The following is a 17,525-nucleotide window of genomic DNA, read 5'->3' as shown; positions in this document are numbered from 1 at the left end:
CGGTCGAACCCGCGGTCGAACCCGCGCCCGGACCCGCGCCCGGACTCGCGCCTAGACCCGCGCCCGGTGCTCAGGCGCCGCGGCGGGCCGGGCGCAGCAGCGCGAGCAGGCGGCTGCGCGAGCCGGCGGGGGCGTCCAGGACGGCGGTGGCCGTGGCGGCGGGGGCGGTGACCCGCTCGGCCTCGGCGGGCACGCGCGGGGCCGGCACGGCCGGGACGGCGGGCGCGGGCACGCGGGTGTTCACGTACGCCTCGGCGGCCAGGACGGAGGCGATGCTGACGCGGGGGCCGTAGGGGGACACGGGTTTCTCCTCTCCGCCGGCGGAGCGGTTCCGCGCGGCGCTGCAGGAGGTCTCGCCCCGGCGGGGGCGCGGCCGTAGCGCGCGGGGCGCGGCCCACCCGGTCGGGCGCGGTGCCCGCCCAACGGCCCGGCACGCTGCGTCGCCGCTCGCACCCGATCGCCGCGCGCCGCGCCCCCGGGCGGGCGCACCGGTGCCGCACCGGTGCCGCACCGCACCGGACCGGTGCGCGGGCGGGACCGGGTGCGCGGGCAGGATCGGGGGGTGGCCGCCGCGCGGCGGCCGGGACGGGAGGAGCTCGACGTGGAGCGAGGACCCTGGTGGACGACCGACCCCGACCGCCCGCTGCTGGGCGCGTGGTTCAGCCTGGCCAGCCCCGGGGCGGTGGCCACGCTGGCCCGCTCCGGCGCCGACTGGGTCCTGCTCGACACCCAGCACGGCGAGCACGACGACCGCTCGGTGCGCGAGTGCCTGCGCGAGGTGCCGCCCGGCTCCGGCGCGGCGCCGGTGCTGGTGCGCCCGGGCCGCCTGGACGAGCAGGAGATCGGGCGCGCCCTCGACGCCGGGGCCGCCGGGGTGGTGGTGCCGATGGTGAGCACCCCCGAGCAGGCCCGCACCGCCGCGCGCGCCTGCCGCTACGCCCCCGCGGGTGGGCGCAGCTGGGGCCCGCACGCGCTGCTGAGCGGGCGCGCGCCGGTGCCGCCCGCGCAGGCGGACGCGGCGGTGCTGTGCGCGGTGATGGTCGAGACGCGCGAGGGCCTGGCCCACGTGGACGCGATCGCCGCCACCGAGGGCGTGGACGCGGTGTTCGTCGGGCCCTTCGACCTGTCGCTGGAGCTGGGCACCGACGTCGACGCGCTGCTGGCGGCGGACTCCCCCGGCGACCCGCTGCCCACCGTGGTGCGCGCCTGCGCCGCGCACGGCGTCCTGGCCGGCGCGTTCGCGGTGGGCGCCGAGCGCGCGGCGCGCTTCCGCGAGCTGGGTTTCCGCTTCCTCGCCGCCGCGGCCGACACCGAGCTGCTGGCCGCCGGCGTGCGCTCGCGGCTGGAGGGGCTGACGGGGCGCGCCTGAGCGGGGGGCGCCGCGCCCGGCGGTGGGCCGGTGGCCCACCGCCGGGCGGTCCTCACTGGGCGGCGGCGGCCACCTGCACGGCGTCCAGGCGCAGCGGCGCGGCGGCGCTGCGCAGCTGCACCCCGCTGACGTCCGGGTCGGCCGGGCGGCGCAGGTGGAAGTCGGTGATCGCCTGGTGCGCGGCGGCCACCTCCAGCAGCCGGTCCTCCTCGTACGGCTGCCCGCCGAGGACGGCGCCCACCGGTGCCGCCGGGCCGCCCTCGTACGCCGGCGCCTCCCCCAGCGGGAACGCGATCTCCGGCAGGCCGAGGATGTCGAACGGCACCGGGGAGGTCTGCAGCACCACGTCGCACTGCTCGAACAACCCCGCGTACAGCTCCTGCAGCAGCCACGTCTTGGCGCGCTGGCCGGTGATCCACTCGTCGCCGGACAGCAGCAGCCCCTGCAGCCAGGTCAGGGAGCTCACCCCGAACAGCGTCAGGTCCCGGCGCAGCCAGTGCCGGAACGGCTCGGTGCGCTCGGACAGGCGGATCGCGTTGAACGGGCCCGTCAGCAGCTCCCAGTCCGCGGGGTACGTGACGTCGACGATCGTGGCGCCGCGCAGCGCGCCCACCCGGTCCAGAAAACCCTGCCGGGCCACGGCCACCTCCGGGCCCACGCCGTCGAACCAGTCCGGCGGCACGCCGATGCGGGTGCGGCGCCGCAGCCGGACGCCCCCGCGGCGGTCGCGCACCGGCGTGGCCGCGGCCACCAGGTCCGGCACCGGCGGCAGGCCCAGCGTGCGCGGGTCCGCGGGGTCGGGGCCGGCCAGCACCGAGGTCACGATCGCCGCGTCCATCGCGTCGCGGGCCAGCGGCCCGGAGTGGTCGCGGGTGAACGACAGCGGGATGATCCCCGCGATCGAGGTGCGGCCCATCGTGGGCTTGAGCCCGGTGAGGTTCTGCTGCAGCGACGGGCCGGTGATGCTGCCGCCGGTCTGGGTTCCGATCGAGCTCGTCGCCAGGCGGCCGGCGACCGCCGTGGCCGGGCCGGTGGAGGAGCCGCCGGGGTCGACGGCGGGGTCGTCCGGCGTCCACGCGTTGACGGTGGTGACCTCGCCGGCCGGGGTGGTGGCGCGCGTGGTGGCCAGCGGGCCCATCTGCCCCTTGCCCACGACGATGCCGCCGGCGGCGGTCAGGCGCGCCACCGCGGTGGCGTCGGCGTCGGGCACGAAGTCCGCGAAGATGGTCGAGTTCGCGGTGGTGGGCACCCCGGCGGTCCAGTAGTTGTCCTTGACGCACAGCGGGATCCCCGACAGGGGCCGGCGCACGTCGCGGCGGGCGTCGACCTCGGCGGCCCGCGCCAGCGCGGACTCGGCGGTGACGGCGTTGAACGCGCGGTAGACCCCGTCGAAGCGCTCGATGCGCTCCAGGTGCGCCTGCACGAGCTCGGTGGCGCTGAACCTGCGGCGGCGCAGCAGCGTCAGGGCCTCGGCGACGGTCGCCTCGGTGGGGTCGTCCACGGCGGCGGGGCGCACCCGCACGTCGGGTGCCGGCGCGGGGGCGGCCGCGCGCGCGGGAGCGGCCGCGGCCTGCACCGCGGCGCCGGTGCCGGCGGCCGCGGCGAGGAACGTGCGGCGGTTCAGCGCGCGCTCGGCGGTGCTCACAGCGCCTCCTGCCAGCCGGGCGCCCACGCGGTCGCGATGGAGGGGTACAGCAGCGGCGGCGCGGCCTGCTGGGCGGCCGCGGCCTCGGCGGTGGAGGCGTCCTCGCCCACGCCGAGGGGCTGCCACCGGTTGACGGCCTCGACGGTGCCGCCGGTGCGCACCCCGTCCACGAGGGGACCGGCGAGGAACGTGCGCAGGGACTCCAGGGCGGCGGCGCGGGTCGGCGCGCCGGTGGCCGGGTCGGGCACCTCGGGCAGCTGGTCCAGGTCCACCCCGGCCAGCGCCAGCCGGGTGGTGATGAACGTGTCGAGCGCTTCGTCGGGCAGGTCGGGCACAGGTCCTCCGCGGTTCCTCGGGCGGTCGTGGACGGATCCGACCACCCGCGCGTTTCCGCGGCGTGACGCTGCTGTGACGATCAGCGGCGCCGGCGCAGGTCCTCCTGGGAGGCGCCGGGCGGCGGGCCGGGGTTGCCCAGCAGCTCCACCACCACGGCCAGGACCGCGGCCAGCGGCACCACCGCCAGCCCGCCGGTCAGCACGAGGTCCACGCCGCCAGCGTGCCGAGGACCCCGGGCGCCGGGGCGCGAGCGCGCACGACCTCCACGGGCCTGCACCGTTCCCGCCCGCGAACGCCCCGGACAACACCCGGGGGAGGGCCCCGGCCGGGGACCCGGCCGGGGCGCCGCGCTCAGACGGTGCCGGCGACGGCGCCGCCCGGCGCGCCCCACCCGCCGCTCCACCCGCCGCGCCAGCCGCCGCCCCAGCCGTCCCGGCCGGTGCCGGGGCTCCACCCGGTGCTGCTGGTGGAACCGTCGACCGAGCCGTCCGTCGAGCCGTCCGTCGAGCCGTCCGTCGAGCCGTCCGTCGAGCCGTCCGTCGAGCCGTCCGTCGAGCTCTCGGGCGCCGGCGCCGGGGCGTCCGCGTCCGGGTCGCCCGGGTCGCCCGCCTCGCCGTCCGGGCCGCCGCGCCAGCCGCGCCCGGGCCAGGCGGGCAGCTCGCGGTCGACGGCGGCGGCGACGAGCTCGGGCAGCTCCGCGGCGCGCTCGTCGGCCTGCTCCTGCGTCAGCCACCCGTCGGTGACGGCCTGCTGCAGGTGCTCCCGGCCGGCGGCCACGAGGGCGTCGACGAGCTCCTGCTCCGGCACGCCGTTGTCGGCGGCCACGCTCGCCAGGGTGGCGCCCTCCGCCTGCAGGGCGGTGCGCAGCTCCTGCGGCGTCAGGCCCACGGCCTCGGCGGCGGCGTCCAGGCCCAGCCCCCGCGCCCCGTGCCAGCCGCCGTGCCCGCCACCCGGTCCGCCGCCCGGTCCGCCGAGGCCGCCCGGCCCGCGCAGGGCGTCGGAGGAGTCCAGCTCCTCGGCGACCGCGTCGGCCTGCTCGTCGGTGAGGGTGCCGTCGCCGACCAGGCCCGAGAGCGCGTCCCTGATGGCCTGCAGGCGCTCGCCCACGCTCGTGGCCGCGCTGCCGTCGTCGTCGGTGGCGGCCGAGGCGAGGGGGGCGCCGAGCAGCACGAGCCCCAGTCCGCCCGCGGCGGCGACGCCGACGGTGTGCGCGGCCACGGTCCTCTTGGTGAACTTCACGGTGTCCTCCGCTCGGGTACCGCCGGGTCGCTCCCGGCACACCCCATGTATGCGGCACCGACCTGTGGCGGAGCTGTGCGCGGCCCGGCGACGGGCTGGGACCTGCCGCCGTCCGGCCCGGACCCGCCGCGCCGGGACCCGGCCCGCCGCGGCGCCGCCGGGCGGGCCGGGACGACGACCGCGGGCGCCAGGCGGGGCAGGAACCAGCCCACGAGGGGCCCCACGCCCAGCGCGAAGGCGACGGTGCCGGGGCCGACGTCCCCGCCCAGCGCCCACCCGGCGGCCAGCACGCTCAGCTCCACCGCGGCGCGGCACTGCCCCACGGGCCGGCCGGTGCGCGCGTGCAGGCCCGTCATGAGGCCGTCGCGCGGGCCCGGTCCCAGCCGGGCGCCGATGTAGACGCCGCTGGCCAGCGCCAGCAGCACCAGGCCGGCGAGGAAGAGCGGCACCCGCAGCAGCAGGGCGGCGGGGGCGGGCACGAGGGTGACGGTCGCCTCGACGGCGGTGCCCACCAGCAGCACGTTGAGGACGGTGCCCACCCCGGGGCGCTGGCGCAGCGGGATCCACAGCAGCAGCACGGCCAGGCCGATGGCGTTGGTCAGCCAGCCGACGCCGGCGCCGGTCAGGCGCGAGACGCCCTGGGCGAGCACCGTCCACGGGCCGACCCCCACGGCGGCCAGGACCATCAGGCCCTCCGCGACGCCGTAGAGGGCCAGTCCGACCAGGAGGCGGAAGAGGCGAGGGATTGGACCGGTCACATCCTGATCAGACCGTGCCGATCGCCCCACCGGTAGGGCCAATCCACCTAGGGTGGCCTGGTGGTCGGCACCGGTCCCCGTTCCCTGGCCCCCCTGCTCGACGGCTGGCGCACCGCCGGGGAGCCGGCGTTCCGCTCCCTGGCCGCGCGGGTGCGGCTGCTGGCCGTGGACGGGCGCCTGGCCTCGGGCAGCCGCCTGCCCGCCGAGCGCGAGCTGGCCGCCGCCCTGGGCGTCAGCCGCACCACCGTCAGCGCGGCGTACGCGCAGCTGCGCGTCTCCGGCCACCTGGAGAGCACGCGCGGCTCGGGCAGCGTGGTGCGCCTGCCGCCCGCGCCCGGCGGCCGGGGCCGGGCCCCGGTCGTGCTGGACCTCACGCGCGCGGTGCTGCCGTGCGCGCCGCAGGTGCACGCGGCGGCGGTGCGGGCGGCGGCCGAGCTGCCCGCGCGCGCCGCCGCCGGCTCCGGCTACGACCTGGTCGGCCTGCCCGAGCTGCGCGAGCTCGTCGCCGCCCGCTACACCGCCCGCGGGCTGCCCACGCGCGCCGACGAGGTCCTGGTGACGCCGGGGGCGCAGGCGGCCATCGGCCTGCTGGCGCGCACGCTCACCTCCCCCGGCGACCGGGTGCTGGTGGAGTCGCCGACCTACCCGCACGCCCTGGACGCGCTGCGCGCCGTCGGCGCGCGCCCGGTCGCGGTGCCCGTGCGCGCCCCGGGCGCGCGCGACGCCGGGGGCTGGGACGAGGAGGCCCTGGAGGGCGCGTTCGCGCGCACCCGGCCCTCGCTGGCGCACCTGATGCCCTCGTTCCACAACCCCACGGGCGCGGTGATGCCGCCGGGCCAGCGCCGCGCGGTCGTCGAGCTCGCCCGCCGCTACGGCACCCGCCTGGTGGTGGACGAGACGACCGCCGAGCTGGCCATCGACGGCCCGGCGCCCGGCCCGTTCCCCGCGGACGCCGTCCACGTCGGCTCGGTCGCCAAGACCCTGTGGGGCGGGCTGCGCATCGGCTGGGTGCGCGCCGACGCGCGCACCGTGCGGCACCTGGCGCAGCACCGCTCGCCGTGGGAGCTGGGCACCGCGGTGCTCGACCAGCTCGTCGTCGCGCACGCGCTGCCGGAGCTGGACGACGTGCTGGCCACCCGCCGCGAGCAGCTGCGCGCCGGCCGCGACGCGCTGCTGGGGCTGCTGGCCGCGCACCTGCCCGGGTGGGGGCTGCCGCGGGTGGCGGGCGGCTTCTGCGCCTGGGTGGAGCTGGGCTCGGAGTCCAGCAGCGCGCTGGTCACGGCCGCGCGCCGCCGCGGGCTGCACCTGACCGCCGGGCCCCGCTTCGGCCTCGACGGCGCCTTCGAGCGGTTCCTGCGGGTGCCCTACGGCTACGGCACCGGGGTGCTGGAGCGGGCCGTGCCGGTGCTGGCCGAGGCGTGGGCGGAGGTCCGCACCGACGGCGCCGACGGCGCGGGCGGGCTGGACGGGGCGGGTGGGCCGGGCCAGCCGGGCGACGTCGTCTGAGGGCGGTGCGTCGCGCCGGGGCGGTGCGTCGTGCGGGGGCGGTGCGTCGTGCAGGGGCGGTGCGTCGTGCCGGGGCGGTGCCCGGCTCAGCCGGCCGCGGGGGTGAGCCGCTCGGCGGCCTCGCGCTCCAGCGCGGCCAGGTCCACCAGCAGGCTGGCGGCGCCGTGCAGGCGGTCGCTGAGGGCGTCCACGCCCGGGGAGAGGATCGTCAGCTCCCCGCGCTCGGCGAGGTCGGCGAAGATGCCGTCGTTGCTGACGACGAGGAACTCCGCCGGGTCGGGCACCTCGGCGGCGGCCGCCAGCAGCACCAGGTCCGCCACGTCCGGGCCGGCCGCGACCGGCTGTGCGCGCCCCGCGAACTCCGCCAGCCACGGGCGCGAGCGCGCCACCGCGCCGCTCTGGCCGGCGAAGGCGACGTGGTCGGCCTGGCGGGCCAGCTCGACGACCACGCCCAGGCGCGCGCGCAGCCGGCCCTTGACCGCGCGCAGGTTGTCCAGGTCCACCAGCAGCACCCGGGTGACGCCGTTGCCCGACCACACCGGGTAGTCGCGCACCAGGGCGCGCAGCGCGTCGGAGAACTCGTCGGGACCCGCGTCGGGCTCCGCCCCGGGGCCCGCGTCGGGGTCCTGCGGCGCGGGCACGTCCTCGAGGCGGAACCACTCGTAGTCGTCCCGCCAGTCCGGCCCGCCGCCCAGTCCCACGCCCCGATGCTCCCAGGTCCGCGCGCCCGTCAGGCGGACGCGGCGCCGAGCAGCGCGGCGAGGTCGGCGAGGGTGGCGCGCGTGCGCTGCTCCAGGCCGGGCCGCTCGGGGTCCTCGTCGGCCAGCCAGCGCACCAGCGCCTCGGCGGCGCAGCCGACCGCCGCGCGCGCCAGCAGCCGGGCGCGCTCGGGCGCCAGCCCGCGCGAGGTGAGCGCGCCGGCGACCACCTCCTCCAGCTCGGCCTGCTTGACGCGCTCGCGGGCGCGCAGCGCGGCGGAGGCGTCGACGACGGCCTGGCGCCGCAGGCCGTGCTCGCGCTGCGCGCGCCACAGCGGCGTCAGCGCCACCAGCGCCTCGCGCACGGCCACGGCCGGTCCCTCACCGAGCGGGCGCGCGGCCAGCGCCCCGCCCAGCGCCGAGCGCAGGGCCCCCTCGTCGTCGAAGAGGATCTCCTGCTTGTCGGGGAAGTAGCGGAAGAGGGTGCGCAGGCCCACCTCGGCGGCGCGGGCGATCTCGGCGAGGGTGACGGCCTCGAAGCCGCGCTCGGCGAACAGTTCCAGCGCGGCGCCCACGATGGCCTCGCGGGTGCGCTCGCGGCGCCGGACCCGCAGCGGTGGCTGCGTCACGCGGCCGAGTCTGGCAGGGGCCGCGGCCCGGGCCGGCGGGCGGTCCCGCACCCGGCGTGCACGCCGTCGTGACAGCCGTTGCCATGTGGCAACGAGTGCCACTACCGTGCGGGCATGACCACCGTCCTCGTCACCGGCGCCACCCGTGGGCTCGGACTGGCCACCGCGCGCGCCCTGCGCTCGCGGGGCGCGCACGTGCTCGCCGCCGGGCGCAGCCCCGCCGCCGTGCAGGTGACCGCCCAGCGGCTGGGTGCCGAGCCGGTGCTGCTCGACCTGGCCGACCTGGCCTCGGTGCGCGCGGCGGTGGCGGCCCTGCCCGGGGTGGACGCGGTGGTTTGCAACGCCGCGCTGAACCGCCCCGGCACCGCGAGCGCCACCCGCGACGGCCTCGAGGAGGTGCTACAGGTCAACCACCTGGCCCACCTCGCGCTCGTGGACGCGCTGCTGGCGCGCCCGCGGCCGCCGCGGCGCGTGGTGCTGCTGGGCTCGGCCACCCACGACCCGGCCGTGCGCACCGGCACCCCCGACCCCGAGGAGGACGACGACCTCGCCCGCCTGGCGCGCCCGGGCCCGCCCGCGGCCACGCCCCGCGCGGCGCGCGCGGCCGGTGCGCGCCGCTACGCCACGACCAAGCTGCTGGCCACCGCCACCGCCGCGGCGCTGGCGCGCGAGCACCCCGGCGCGCACGTCACCTGCTTCGACCCCGGCCTGATGCCGGGCACCGGCCTGGCCCGCGGGCAGGCGCCGCTGGTGCGCCTGGTGTGGTCGACGGTGGCGCGCGCGGCGCGGGTGCTGCCCTTCGCGTCCTCCCCGCGGGCCTCGGGCCGCGCCCTGGCCTCGCTCGTGCTCGACGAGCCCGCCCCGGCGCCCTCGGGCGCCCACGTCGACCACCGGCTGCGCGTGGTGCCCGCCTCGGCGCGCGCCCGCGACACCGCCTACCAGGACGCCGTCCTGCGCAGCGGGCGCGGCGTCCTGGCCGCCGCGGGCAGCGCCTGAGCGGCGGCGAGCGGGCGCGCCGGCGAGCGGGCGCGCCGGCGACCGGGTGCGCGGCGACCGGGCGCGCGGCGACCGGGCGCGCGGCGACCGGGTGCGCGGCGACCGGGCGCGCGGCGACCCGGTGCGCTCAGGCGTCGACGAGGGCGCCGCGCACCTGCTCGACGAGCTCGGCGGGCAGCTCGGCCAAGCCGTGGTCGGCGCGCGCGTGGCCGGCCACGGCGAGGAGGACCTCGTCGGTGGAGCCGGTGAAGGCGCGGGTGCAGCCGGGCACCACGTCACCGCAGCGGAACTTCTTCATCGTCGTCTCCCGGGGCTCGGCACCGGCCCCCCGGGCCGGTGACCGCGTGGCGACCGCCGTCTGGATCGCCGGAGCCGCAGCTCCACCACCGCGATCGGCTGCCGGGGCCGGCACCTTGAGCGGGTGCGACGGGCGCAGCGGGTGCTGCGGCGTCAGCGGGTGCGGGCCAGGGCCAGCAGCAGGTCCGCGTGGGTGACGACGCCGACCACGGCGCCCTGCCCGTCGGTGCACACCAGGGGCGCGGTGACGTCGGCGCTGTGCCGGGTGGCGGCGCGGCGGGCCACCTCGACCAGGGAGGCCGAGGGGGCCACGAGCAGCGGCGGGGACCAGCGCGGCGGGTCGTCCGGGCCGCTGCCGCCCCAGCGCACCGCGCGCACGCGCCCGTCGGCGCCGAGCAGGACGTCGCTGGTGGCCGCGTCGGTGCCCACCCGGGCGCTGCGCACGAGGGAGAGGACGTGCTCGTCGAGCTGGGCGCGCGCGGCCACGCGCTGGACGCGCCGCACCGTGTCCGCACCGATCTCGGGCAGCATCCGCGCCGCCGGACGGGCCAGGGCGTACCCCTGGCCGAGCGCCACCCCCATGCCGACGACGGTGTCCAGCTCCTCGAGGGTCTCGATGCCCTCGGCCAGCACCCAGCCGTCCATGCGCCCCACCAGGTCGCCCAGGACCTCCAGCAGGGCCCGCTTGACAGGGTCGGCGTCGATGCCGCTGATGAGCTCGCGGTCGAGCTTGACCACGTGCGGGCGCAGCGCCAGCAGCTGGCTCAGGCCGGCGTAGCCGGTGCCGGCGTCGTCCATGGCGATCATCGCGCCGCGCCCGCGCAGCTCGTCCAGCCGCCGGACGAGCAGGGCGGGGTCCTCCGCGCGCGAGTGCTCGGTCAGCTCCACCACCAGCCGGGTCAGGTCGGCGTGCTCCAGCAGCGCCCCGGCCACGCGCGCGTCGGCCAGCAGGTGCGGCTCGACGTTGACGGTCAGGAAGGTGTCCGCCGGCAGGACGGCGCGCATGGCCACGGCGGTGGCCAGGACGCGCGCCTGCAGCTCGGCGTTGACGCCCCAGTGCTCGGCGGCGGCGAACCAGCGGTCCGACCCGGCCACCAGGCGGGTGCCCAGCCGGGTGCCGTCGAACCGGGACAGGGCCTCGTACCCGGCCACCGCCCCGCTGCTCAGCTCCACGATCGGCTGGGTGTGCAGGGCCAGGGCGGCCGGGTCGCGCAGCACCTCCTGCAGGGCCGTGCGCCAGCGCGCGTCGTGCACCGGCGGCACCGGCGGCACCGCGACGGGTCCGGCGGACGTGGCGGTGGCACCGGGCGCGTCCACCGGCGGCAGTTCGGGCACCCTCCCCCATCGGCGGCTCGCGCCGGCACCTGCACCGTCCGGCCCGCTGCGGGCGGTCGCCGTCCCGCGCGGACGGGCCGGTGCGGGACGGGCGCGGCCGGGTGGCGCAGGGGTGGGGTGCGGGTGGTCGACCACCCGTTCGCCGGGTCCAGTCGGCCGGGTGCGGCATCGATGCTGTTGGACGAGGGACCGCTGCACCACCGCCGGTGAGCGCGCTCACCGGCACGACGGGCGGGCGGCGCACGAGCGGGGTGGGCGCCGTGGAGCCGCCGGGGTCCGCCCCGCGCGCAGGGACGGGCGGCGGTGACCGCCGGCGGTGCGGGAGCGGATCGAGGCCGAGGAGGCGGGGTGTCGGGCCGGGTGTCACGTGGTGGGGGCGGCCGCGGCCGTTCGCCGGGCCCGCACCTGACGGGTGCGCGCCTGACGGGTGCGCGCCTGACGGGTGCGCGCCTGACGGGTGCGCGCCTAGCCGGGGCCGCGGTGGGCGTCGCCGCGCTGACCGGCGTGGTGTGGTGGGCGCTGCCCGACGAGGCGGTGCACTCGCCGTGGTGGACGCAGGTGCTCGGCTGGCCGGTGGCGCTGCTGGTGCGCTGCGACCCGGTGCAGCGCTGGATCGGCTCCGGGCGCCTGGACGACCGGGTGTGGCTGCGGGTGTTCCTGGCCGGCGCGCTCTTCGCCGCCACCCTCGCCCCCACCGGGGTGACGTTCCTCTTCCCCGTCTTCGCCGCCCTGGTGGCCAGCGTGCACCTGCAGTGGAGCGGAGCATGCGCCTGGCGCCCCTGCGCGGCGATGGCGCTGGCGCTCAGCGCGGTGCTGCAGGTCCTCGTGCAGACCGGCTGGCTGTTCACGCCCCTGCCCCGCTCCCTGGACCTCGTGGCCGCGGTGGTCACCCTGCTGCTGTCCCTGCTCGTGATCGGCAACGTCGCCGTGCTGGCCGCCCAGCGCGAGGCCGACGGCGCGGCCCTGGAGGCCGAGCGGCGCAGCCGCCACGACGCGCTGGTGCACGCGGCCACCCACGACGCGCTGACCGGGCAGCTGAACCGCGCCGGGCTGCAGCAGCACGTCACCCGGCTCCTCGGCGAACGCGTGCCCGGCCGCGCCGGGACCGCGCCCGGGCCGGACGCGCTCGACGCGGGGCCGGCGGGCGCGGACGCCGTGAGCCCCGTCGCGGTGCTCTTCATCGACCTGGACCGCTTCAAGCCCGTCAACGACCGGTACGGCCACGCCGCGGGCGACCAGCTGCTGCGCTCGGCCGCGCAGCGCCTGGCCGGCCTGCTGCGCCCGCACGACCTGCTGGCCCGCGTGGGCGGGGACGAGTTCGTCGCGGTGCTGGCCACCGACGACCCCGCCCTGGTGGACGCGGTGGCCACCCGGGCCCGTGCCGCGCTCGAGGTCCCCTTCGAGCTGGAGGGGGTCGAGGTGCGCATCTCGGCCAGCATCGGCACCGCCCTGAGCGCACGGCCCAGCACCCTGGACGAGCTGCTGCGCCGCGCGGACGCGGCGATGTACGCCGCCAAGGCCGCCCAGCACCGTCACCGCCCGGGCGCGCGCGAGGTCCTGGGGACGGTCCGTCCGGGGCACGACGACCGCCGCGCGCAGGACCAGGCCACGGGCTGACGCGCACGAGGTCCGGGAGCGGGACCCTGCGACGTGCCGGTGACGCCCGGCGCGGGGTCGTGAGCGACCTCGACCCCCCTCCGGCGGGAGCGGTCAGCGCGTGCGCCGACCGCGGTCGACGACGAGGTGGCGGACCAGGACGGTCACATCGGCTGCGCCCGCCGCCCCCACGGTCGCCACCACGCCGAACATCGCCACCACGATCATCCACAAGGCGTCCAGCGTGAACACGGTGGCCGCCACCGCGACCGTGGAGAAGAGGACCACCACGGCGACCGCACGCAGCGTCCCCACCCGCAGCGTGCCCACGACGACCAGCGCCATCAGGCTCACGGCCAGCCCCGCCAGCAACCACGCCTCCGCGGCCGGCGGCACCGCAGCGGCAGCCCACCACCCCACCCACGCGAACCAGGACCCCGCGCTCAGCACCGCCAGGGCGGTGTCCCACCTCCACGTCCCGCGGGGCCGGTCCGGTGGGGGTGCCGGCAGGGGCGCGGCCGGGGTCAGGGGAGCGCGCGCACGATCCCCCGGGTCCTGCTCCTGCGGCACGGTGCCCTCCTCGACGACCGGTCCCGTCAGCGCCGTCGCGGCGCCGCCCGGCTCACCCGCGGCGCTGGAGGGGTTCCACCGTCGCCACGGCAACCGCTCGCGCCGGCCTGACGAGCGGACCGTGCGATGCTCCCAGCGGAACCGGCGCGATCCCCCGCCTCGAGGGAGTTCCACCCGTGCGGGTCAGCTGCCGCACCCGTTCGGGACCGCCCCGGTGCCCACCGTGCCCACGCGTTGCGCAGGCAGCGCCCCCTCGGCGGAGAGGGTCCGGTCGTGCGGCGATCCGCGGTGCGGTCGAGCCCGGCCCGCGACGCAGCCACCGCAGCGCGCCCAGCACCCCGGCACCCCGGCACCGCGCACGTGCAGCAGGTCACGGGGCTGGAGGACGGGCCGGCGAGCACCGACCGCACGCTCACGCCGATGAGTCCTGCCCGCCCACCTGGTCTCCAGGGCACCGTCTCCGAGGAGGACTCGTGCGCAAGGTCGTCGTCTACCACCTGCTCTCGCTGGACGGCGTGGCCGAAGAACCCAGCGACTGGATGACCGACACCGGCGAAGCGGTCTTCGACAACCTCGCCGCGGTCATCAGCACCCAGGACACCGTCCTGCTCGGCCGGGGCACCTACGACTACTGGGCCGGCTACTGGCCGACCTCGAGCGTGCAGCCCTTCGCGGACTTCATCAACGCCACGCCCAAGCACGTCTTCACCTCCACCCGCCCCTCCCGGCACTGGGAGGGTTCGACCTTCGTGAGCGCACCCGCCGCCGAGCACGTCGCCGCCCTGAAGCGGAGCAGCGGCGGTGACATCGGCGTGCACGGCAGCACCACGCTGGCGCGGTCCCTGCTGCGGGCCGGGCTGGTCGACGAGCTGCGCCTGGTCGTCGCCGCCTCCCTGGCCGGCACCGGCCGCACGCTCTTCGCCGTCACCGGCGAGGGCGACGGCGAGGACGGCGGCACGTCGGTGCACGACCTGCGGCTCCTGCAGGCCAGCCCCACCCCCGCGGGCTCGCTGCTGCTGCACTACACCTGCTGACCGCAGCAGCGAGGTTCCCCCGCCACGGGGGGCGGTCACGTCGCGGTCGAGCACCCCCTGGTTCGCAGACGAGGACGGTCGCACCCCTGGCGGTGACGGGTGCCCGCTGGCTGCCACCGCGCCACGTCGACACCACCGCCGCCCTGCCGATCGACAGGCCGTGGCCCGGGCGGGCGAGGCAGCCGGCTGACCCGCACCGACCACGGCGAGGTCCCGACGGCGCTCTTCCGCTCGTGCCGAAGAGCGAACTGGGCACCGTTCCCGAACCCTCGGTGCGGATGCAGCGCTCGACACCTCCGCTCACGCCACCCCCAGCGCCCGAGCGCTCCAGTTGGAGCAGTCCAAGACCTGCGGCCCCTCGTCCGTGAGCAGGACCAGCACCCTGCCGCCGCCCATCGTCGCCACGTCGCGGAAGGGGCCCCAGGGGCATCGCTGCAGGACTTCCGCATCGCGGGTGAGTCGCAGCAGCGAGGTCTGTCCCTCCTCGGACACCTGCACCAGGACCCACGTCGCGGTCACCGGGTCGTGGACGACGTGGCGGAAGTGGCCGGCCACCCTCGCGCGCTCCCGCCCGTCGAGGTCCAGGAAGCGCAGCGGCCCACCGATCCCGCTGATCGCCAACTGCTCCCCGTCGCCGGCAGCGAGCCAGACCGGGTTCAGACCCGTCGTGATCCGAGGCCCCAGCGGGTCCAGGGAACCGTCCAGCAGACGGCACCAGCCGCTGCTCACCGCCAGCGAGAGGTCCTCAGCCAGTGCGATCACCTGCAGCACACCCCGCAGGGAACGCACTTCGTCCCCGGTGGCGGCGTCCAGCACCCGGGTGGGGCCACGGTCGCCGCTGACGGCGACACGGCCTCCCGCCAGGGCGGTCAGGACCTGCACGCCGGTGCGGCTGCGGTCCTGCCACAACCGCTCACCGGTCAGGTCGTAGCCGCACACGCCGTGACGGGTGTACGCCCCGGCGACCACCACCGGCTGCTCACCCGGGACCAGCGCCACCCGGCGGCCGCCGAAGTCGTGGACCGTCTCGAACGTGGCGCGCCGTGCAGCGCGCTCCCGCGACCACACGTGCACGACCCGCTCGAACTCCGCCGTGACCAGCAGGTCCTCCTCCCACGGCGGCGCGGCGACCTCACGCAGGTCGATCACCGGTGAGCACCCTCTGCGAGCACATCGAAGACCATGCCGGGGAGCCTGACCGACGCCTCCGACACGGCCGACCTCACGGTCGTGCCGCGAAGCGGGGTGCTCGCTCTCAGCGCTACACCTCGGCCGAGAGTTCACTTCATCCGGGGGGACGAGCGGTGCGACCGGGTCGGGGAGGACACGTCCCCCGGCGGGGTTGAGGCGGTCACGGATCCCAGGCGGGCGAGGCGTTCGGCCGATCCACTGCCTGCCTCTGCGTGGTGGACGACCAGCATCGCTCCATCGGTGCCGCTGACCGCCACCTCCTCACGCCGCAGACCGGGGACCCGTCTGGTGCCCAGGACGGGAAGGCCGACCTGGTCGGGGGTGACGAGCTCGCGCCGGGCGCGGAGGTAGTCGCCCAGGATGTTCGCCCCGTCACCCACGTCGAGCACGATAACCCCGGTCCCGGAGCAGGAGGGCAGGTCCTGCCACTACCAGTGCCACCAGGGACCTGGGCGCCGAGGACGTGGGCGGTGAGGGTGGTGGTCTCGCTCGCGCTCCTGCTCCTCCTACCGACGAGGTTCCCTCATGGCGCACGTCCTGGTCACCGGTGGTCCTGGTCCCACCGCCGGGCACGTCATCGTCCGGTTGCTCGCACAGGGGCACCGCGTCCGTTCCACCCTGCGCTCCCTGCGCGAGGAGGCGGGCGTGCGGGCCGTGCTGCGCGAGGCGGGCCTCACCGGTGACGACGCGCTGACGTTCGTGGAGGACGACCTGGTGCAGGACAGCGGCTGGGCGGCTGCCGTCACGGGGGTGGACCACGTCCTGCACCTGGCCTCCCCCGTCCACACCGGCAGGGTCGAGGACGAGGTCATCGTCCCCGCCCGCGACGGGGCGCTGCGAGTCCTGCGCGCGGCGCGAGACGCCGGCGTGCAGCGCGTCGTGTCGACCTCGGCGTTCCACGCCGTCGGTTCCGGTCACGGACACGTCGACCGCGTCTTCACCGAGCAGGACTGGTCGCCGCTGCACGGCCCGGGGGTCGACGCGTACGGGCGGAGCGAGATCCTGGCCGAACGAGCCGCCTGGGACTTCATCGAGGACGACGACAGCGGGATGGAGCTGAGGGCGAGGGCGGGGGCAACGGTTCCTGGTCGCCACCGGCGAACCGGCGATGGCCGTGGAGGAGATCGGCGCGGTCTTGAAGCACGAGCTCGGGGACCAGGCGTCGAAGGTCCCGACCCGTTCCATCCCGAACGTCGTGGTCCGGCTGGCAGCCCTCTTCCGCGATGACTTCAAGTCCGTCGCCGCAGACCTCGGTCACGTCAAGAGGGTCTCCAACGACGAGACCCGCACCGTCCTGGGCGTCATCCCTCGACCCGCCCGCGAGGCCGTCGCCGCCGCCGGTCGCAGCATCGTCGCCCGCGGACTCGCCGGCTGAAACCGGCGCCGGCGACCCCGGGACCTCACGGTCGTGGCGAGGTCAGCGTGCGGTACCTGCTGCAGCGCGGCTGGAGCGCTGAGGACGTGCGGACCCACCGGGACGCCTCCTCCTCCGTGGTGGACGTCGAGGCGCTGGTGGGCTCCGGTGCTCAGGCCACCACCCGGTCGGCGGTCAGCGTGCGCTCGGCACCGGCCAGCAGCTGACCCAGTCGCGCAGCGGGCAACGGGCGGCCGGCGTCGGGAGCGGGCAGCCGGGGAGCACGGCCGGCGCGCAGGTCGTCCACCAGCTGCCGCCAGCCGCGCAGCACCGCCGCGGGGTCGGCCGCGTACGCCGGGGCGTAGGCGGCCGTCTCCGGCTCGAAGCGCCAGCTCTGCGAGAGCGGACCGACGTCGACGGTGTCGAACCCGAGACGGTCGATGAGCCCGGCGGCTCGCGCCCTGGCCGCCGCGTCGTCCCCGGCGATGGGCAACGCCGAGCGGTCGCCCGCTCCGGCCGGTCGGGCCAGGGCGGTGATGTGGGAGGCGGCGATGTTGTTGAACACCTTGACGGTGCGCGCCCCGGGCAGGTGGGCCTGGACGAACTCGGACGTCGTGGTGAGCCCCGCGTCCAGCTCGTCGACGTGCCCGTCGCGCGTGGCGTAGTAGTTGACCGTCTCCAGGACCACCTTGCCGCGCAGGGCTTCGACGGGCAGGGAGCGCAGAGCGGTCAGCGGGACGGCGAGGACGACCTGCCCGCCGGCTTCGGCCGCCTCCTGCGGTGTCGCCGCCCGCGCCGCCTCGCCGAGTCCCGCCACGGTCGCCGCCAGGGTCTGCGGGCCGCGCGAGTTCGACAGCACCACCTCCATGCCGGCCGCGATCGCGAGCCGCGCGACGGCCGTGCCGATGCTGCCGCTGCCGATGATCCCCAGGGTCGCCACGGTGCTCTCCATCCACTGACGAGGTGCGCCGC

Annotated in this window: 20 protein-coding genes and 2 pseudogenes; 8 read left to right on the top strand and 14 right to left on the bottom strand. The window is 77.9% G+C overall.

Going from position 1 to position 17,525, the window contains the following annotated elements:
* Window positions 1–70: 70 nt before the first annotated feature.
* Window positions 71–301 carry a hypothetical protein gene (locus tag ACRYMN_RS04750; RefSeq protein WP_432492495.1) on the bottom strand — a complete coding sequence of 77 codons (231 nt, stop codon included), beginning with the start codon at window positions 299–301 and terminating at the stop codon, window positions 71–73.
* 300 nt (window positions 302–601) lie between these two features.
* Here ACRYMN_RS04750 and ACRYMN_RS04745 point away from each other — a divergent pair, with 300 nt between their 5' ends.
* Window positions 602–1,369 (top strand): HpcH/HpaI aldolase family protein, encoded by a 768-nt coding sequence (locus ACRYMN_RS04745; RefSeq protein ID WP_432492493.1) that lies wholly within the window; start codon window positions 602–604, stop codon window positions 1,367–1,369.
* Window positions 1,370–1,421: 52 nt separating this feature from the next.
* Here the strand turns inward: ACRYMN_RS04745 and ACRYMN_RS04740 are convergent, their stop codons facing one another.
* From ACRYMN_RS04740 to yczE, 5 genes are all read right to left on the bottom strand, one after another.
* On the bottom strand, window positions 1,422–3,014 hold the full coding sequence (locus tag ACRYMN_RS04740; RefSeq protein ID WP_432492491.1) for an amidase: 1,593 nt from the start codon (window positions 3,012–3,014) through the stop codon (window positions 1,422–1,424).
* Window positions 3,011–3,349: a hypothetical protein gene (locus ACRYMN_RS04735; RefSeq protein ID WP_432492489.1), complete on the bottom strand. Its 339-nt coding sequence runs from the start codon at window positions 3,347–3,349 to the stop codon at window positions 3,011–3,013. The genes ACRYMN_RS04740 and ACRYMN_RS04735 overlap by 4 nt, the downstream gene beginning before the upstream one ends.
* An 80-nt stretch (window positions 3,350–3,429) precedes the next feature.
* Window positions 3,430–3,561, bottom strand: coding sequence for a hypothetical protein (locus ACRYMN_RS04730; RefSeq protein WP_432492487.1), 132 nt, complete (start codon window positions 3,559–3,561; stop codon window positions 3,430–3,432).
* 140 nt (window positions 3,562–3,701) lie between these two features.
* On the bottom strand, window positions 3,702–4,589 hold the full coding sequence (locus ACRYMN_RS04725) for a hypothetical protein (RefSeq protein ID WP_432492485.1): 888 nt from the start codon (window positions 4,587–4,589) through the stop codon (window positions 3,702–3,704).
* On the bottom strand, window positions 4,586–5,335 hold the full coding sequence (yczE, locus tag ACRYMN_RS04720; RefSeq protein WP_432492551.1) for a membrane protein YczE: 750 nt from the start codon (window positions 5,333–5,335) through the stop codon (window positions 4,586–4,588). The genes ACRYMN_RS04725 and yczE overlap by 4 nt, the downstream gene beginning before the upstream one ends.
* Before the next feature lie 72 nt (window positions 5,336–5,407).
* Here yczE and yczR point away from each other — a divergent pair, with 72 nt between their 5' ends.
* Complete coding sequence (gene yczR, locus ACRYMN_RS04715; protein ID WP_432492483.1) at window positions 5,408–6,853, top strand: MocR-like transcription factor YczR; 1,446 nt, start codon at window positions 5,408–5,410, stop codon at window positions 6,851–6,853.
* Window positions 6,854–6,939: 86 nt separating this feature from the next.
* On the opposite strand, the gene ACRYMN_RS04710 is transcribed toward yczR, so the two are convergent.
* Together ACRYMN_RS04710 and ACRYMN_RS04705 are read right to left on the bottom strand one after the other, a co-directional pair.
* Complete coding sequence (locus ACRYMN_RS04710) at window positions 6,940–7,554, bottom strand: hypothetical protein (RefSeq protein ID WP_432492481.1); 615 nt, start codon at window positions 7,552–7,554, stop codon at window positions 6,940–6,942.
* Between the two features lie 29 nt (window positions 7,555–7,583).
* Complete coding sequence (locus tag ACRYMN_RS04705; RefSeq protein WP_432492479.1) at window positions 7,584–8,180, bottom strand: TetR family transcriptional regulator; 597 nt, start codon at window positions 8,178–8,180, stop codon at window positions 7,584–7,586.
* A gap of 114 nt (window positions 8,181–8,294) precedes the next feature.
* Between ACRYMN_RS04705 and ACRYMN_RS04700 the strand changes: the two genes are divergently transcribed.
* Window positions 8,295–9,176 carry an SDR family NAD(P)-dependent oxidoreductase gene (locus ACRYMN_RS04700; protein ID WP_432492477.1) on the top strand — a complete coding sequence of 294 codons (882 nt, stop codon included), beginning with the start codon at window positions 8,295–8,297 and terminating at the stop codon, window positions 9,174–9,176.
* Window positions 9,177–9,303: 127 nt separating this feature from the next.
* Here the strand turns inward: ACRYMN_RS04700 and ACRYMN_RS04695 are convergent, their stop codons facing one another.
* Both ACRYMN_RS04695 and ACRYMN_RS04690 read right to left on the bottom strand, forming a co-directional pair.
* Window positions 9,304–9,474 carry a DUF1059 domain-containing protein gene (locus ACRYMN_RS04695; protein WP_432492475.1) on the bottom strand — a complete coding sequence of 57 codons (171 nt, stop codon included), beginning with the start codon at window positions 9,472–9,474 and terminating at the stop codon, window positions 9,304–9,306.
* A gap of 152 nt (window positions 9,475–9,626) precedes the next feature.
* Window positions 9,627–10,808 (bottom strand): EAL domain-containing protein, encoded by a 1,182-nt coding sequence (locus ACRYMN_RS04690; RefSeq protein ID WP_432492473.1) that lies wholly within the window; start codon window positions 10,806–10,808, stop codon window positions 9,627–9,629.
* Between the two features lie 303 nt (window positions 10,809–11,111).
* On the opposite strand from ACRYMN_RS04690, the pseudogene ACRYMN_RS04685 reads away from it, so the two are divergent.
* Together ACRYMN_RS04685 and ACRYMN_RS04680 are read left to right on the top strand one after the other, a co-directional pair.
* Window positions 11,112–11,276 (top strand): annotated as a pseudogene (locus ACRYMN_RS04685) (pentapeptide repeat-containing protein); the annotation flags it as partial.
* Window positions 11,277–11,288: 12 nt separating this feature from the next.
* A complete protein-coding gene (locus ACRYMN_RS04680) occupies window positions 11,289–12,425 on the top strand; it encodes a diguanylate cyclase domain-containing protein (RefSeq protein WP_432492549.1) in 1,137 nt (378 codons plus the stop codon).
* A gap of 93 nt (window positions 12,426–12,518) precedes the next feature.
* On the opposite strand, the gene ACRYMN_RS04675 is transcribed toward ACRYMN_RS04680, so the two are convergent.
* Window positions 12,519–12,854, bottom strand: coding sequence for a hypothetical protein (locus tag ACRYMN_RS04675; RefSeq protein WP_432492471.1), 336 nt, complete (start codon window positions 12,852–12,854; stop codon window positions 12,519–12,521).
* 593 nt (window positions 12,855–13,447) lie between these two features.
* Between ACRYMN_RS04675 and ACRYMN_RS04670 the strand changes: the two genes are divergently transcribed.
* A complete protein-coding gene (locus ACRYMN_RS04670; RefSeq protein ID WP_432492469.1) occupies window positions 13,448–14,008 on the top strand; it encodes a dihydrofolate reductase family protein in 561 nt (186 codons plus the stop codon).
* A gap of 300 nt (window positions 14,009–14,308) precedes the next feature.
* Here the strand turns inward: ACRYMN_RS04670 and ACRYMN_RS04665 are convergent, their stop codons facing one another.
* Window positions 14,309–15,157: a WD40 repeat domain-containing protein gene (locus ACRYMN_RS04665; RefSeq protein ID WP_432492467.1), complete on the bottom strand. Its 849-nt coding sequence runs from the start codon at window positions 15,155–15,157 to the stop codon at window positions 14,309–14,311.
* Window positions 15,158–15,447: 290 nt separating this feature from the next.
* Window positions 15,448–15,579 (bottom strand): annotated as a pseudogene (locus ACRYMN_RS04660) (transcriptional regulator); the annotation flags it as partial.
* A gap of 145 nt (window positions 15,580–15,724) precedes the next feature.
* Here ACRYMN_RS04660 and ACRYMN_RS04655 point away from each other — a divergent pair.
* On the top strand, window positions 15,725–16,426 hold the full coding sequence (locus tag ACRYMN_RS04655; protein WP_432492465.1) for an NAD-dependent epimerase/dehydratase family protein: 702 nt from the start codon (window positions 15,725–15,727) through the stop codon (window positions 16,424–16,426).
* Complete coding sequence (locus tag ACRYMN_RS04650; RefSeq protein WP_432492463.1) at window positions 16,395–16,574, top strand: hypothetical protein; 180 nt, start codon at window positions 16,395–16,397, stop codon at window positions 16,572–16,574. The genes ACRYMN_RS04655 and ACRYMN_RS04650 overlap by 32 nt, the downstream gene beginning before the upstream one ends.
* 151 nt (window positions 16,575–16,725) lie before the next feature.
* Here ACRYMN_RS04650 and ACRYMN_RS04645 read toward each other — a convergent pair whose 3' ends face one another.
* Window positions 16,726–17,493 (bottom strand): NADPH-dependent F420 reductase, encoded by a 768-nt coding sequence (locus ACRYMN_RS04645; RefSeq protein ID WP_432492547.1) that lies wholly within the window; start codon window positions 17,491–17,493, stop codon window positions 16,726–16,728.
* Window positions 17,494–17,525: the final 32 nt, after the last annotated feature.

Origin of the sequence: Kineococcus gypseus, from assembly GCF_050871305.1 — a bacterium.
In the GTDB taxonomy this organism is placed as follows: Bacteria; Actinomycetota; Actinomycetes; order Actinomycetales; family Kineococcaceae; genus Kineococcus; species Kineococcus gypseus.
Note: the sequence above shows the minus strand (reverse complement) of the source record. Positions and strands in the feature narration are given on the sequence as shown.

Bases quoted from the DNA above. Each gene is read 5' to 3' on its own strand.
- ACRYMN_RS04700 (WP_432492477.1), top strand. From the start codon at position 8,295: ATGACCACCGTCCTCGTCACCGGCGCCACCCGTGGGCTCGGACTGGCC.
- ACRYMN_RS04695 (WP_432492475.1), bottom strand. From the start codon at position 9,474: ATGAAGAAGTTCCGCTGCGGTGACGTGGTGCCCGGCTGCACCCGCGCC.
- ACRYMN_RS04655 (WP_432492465.1), top strand. From the start codon at position 15,725: ATGGCGCACGTCCTGGTCACCGGTGGTCCTGGTCCCACCGCCGGGCAC.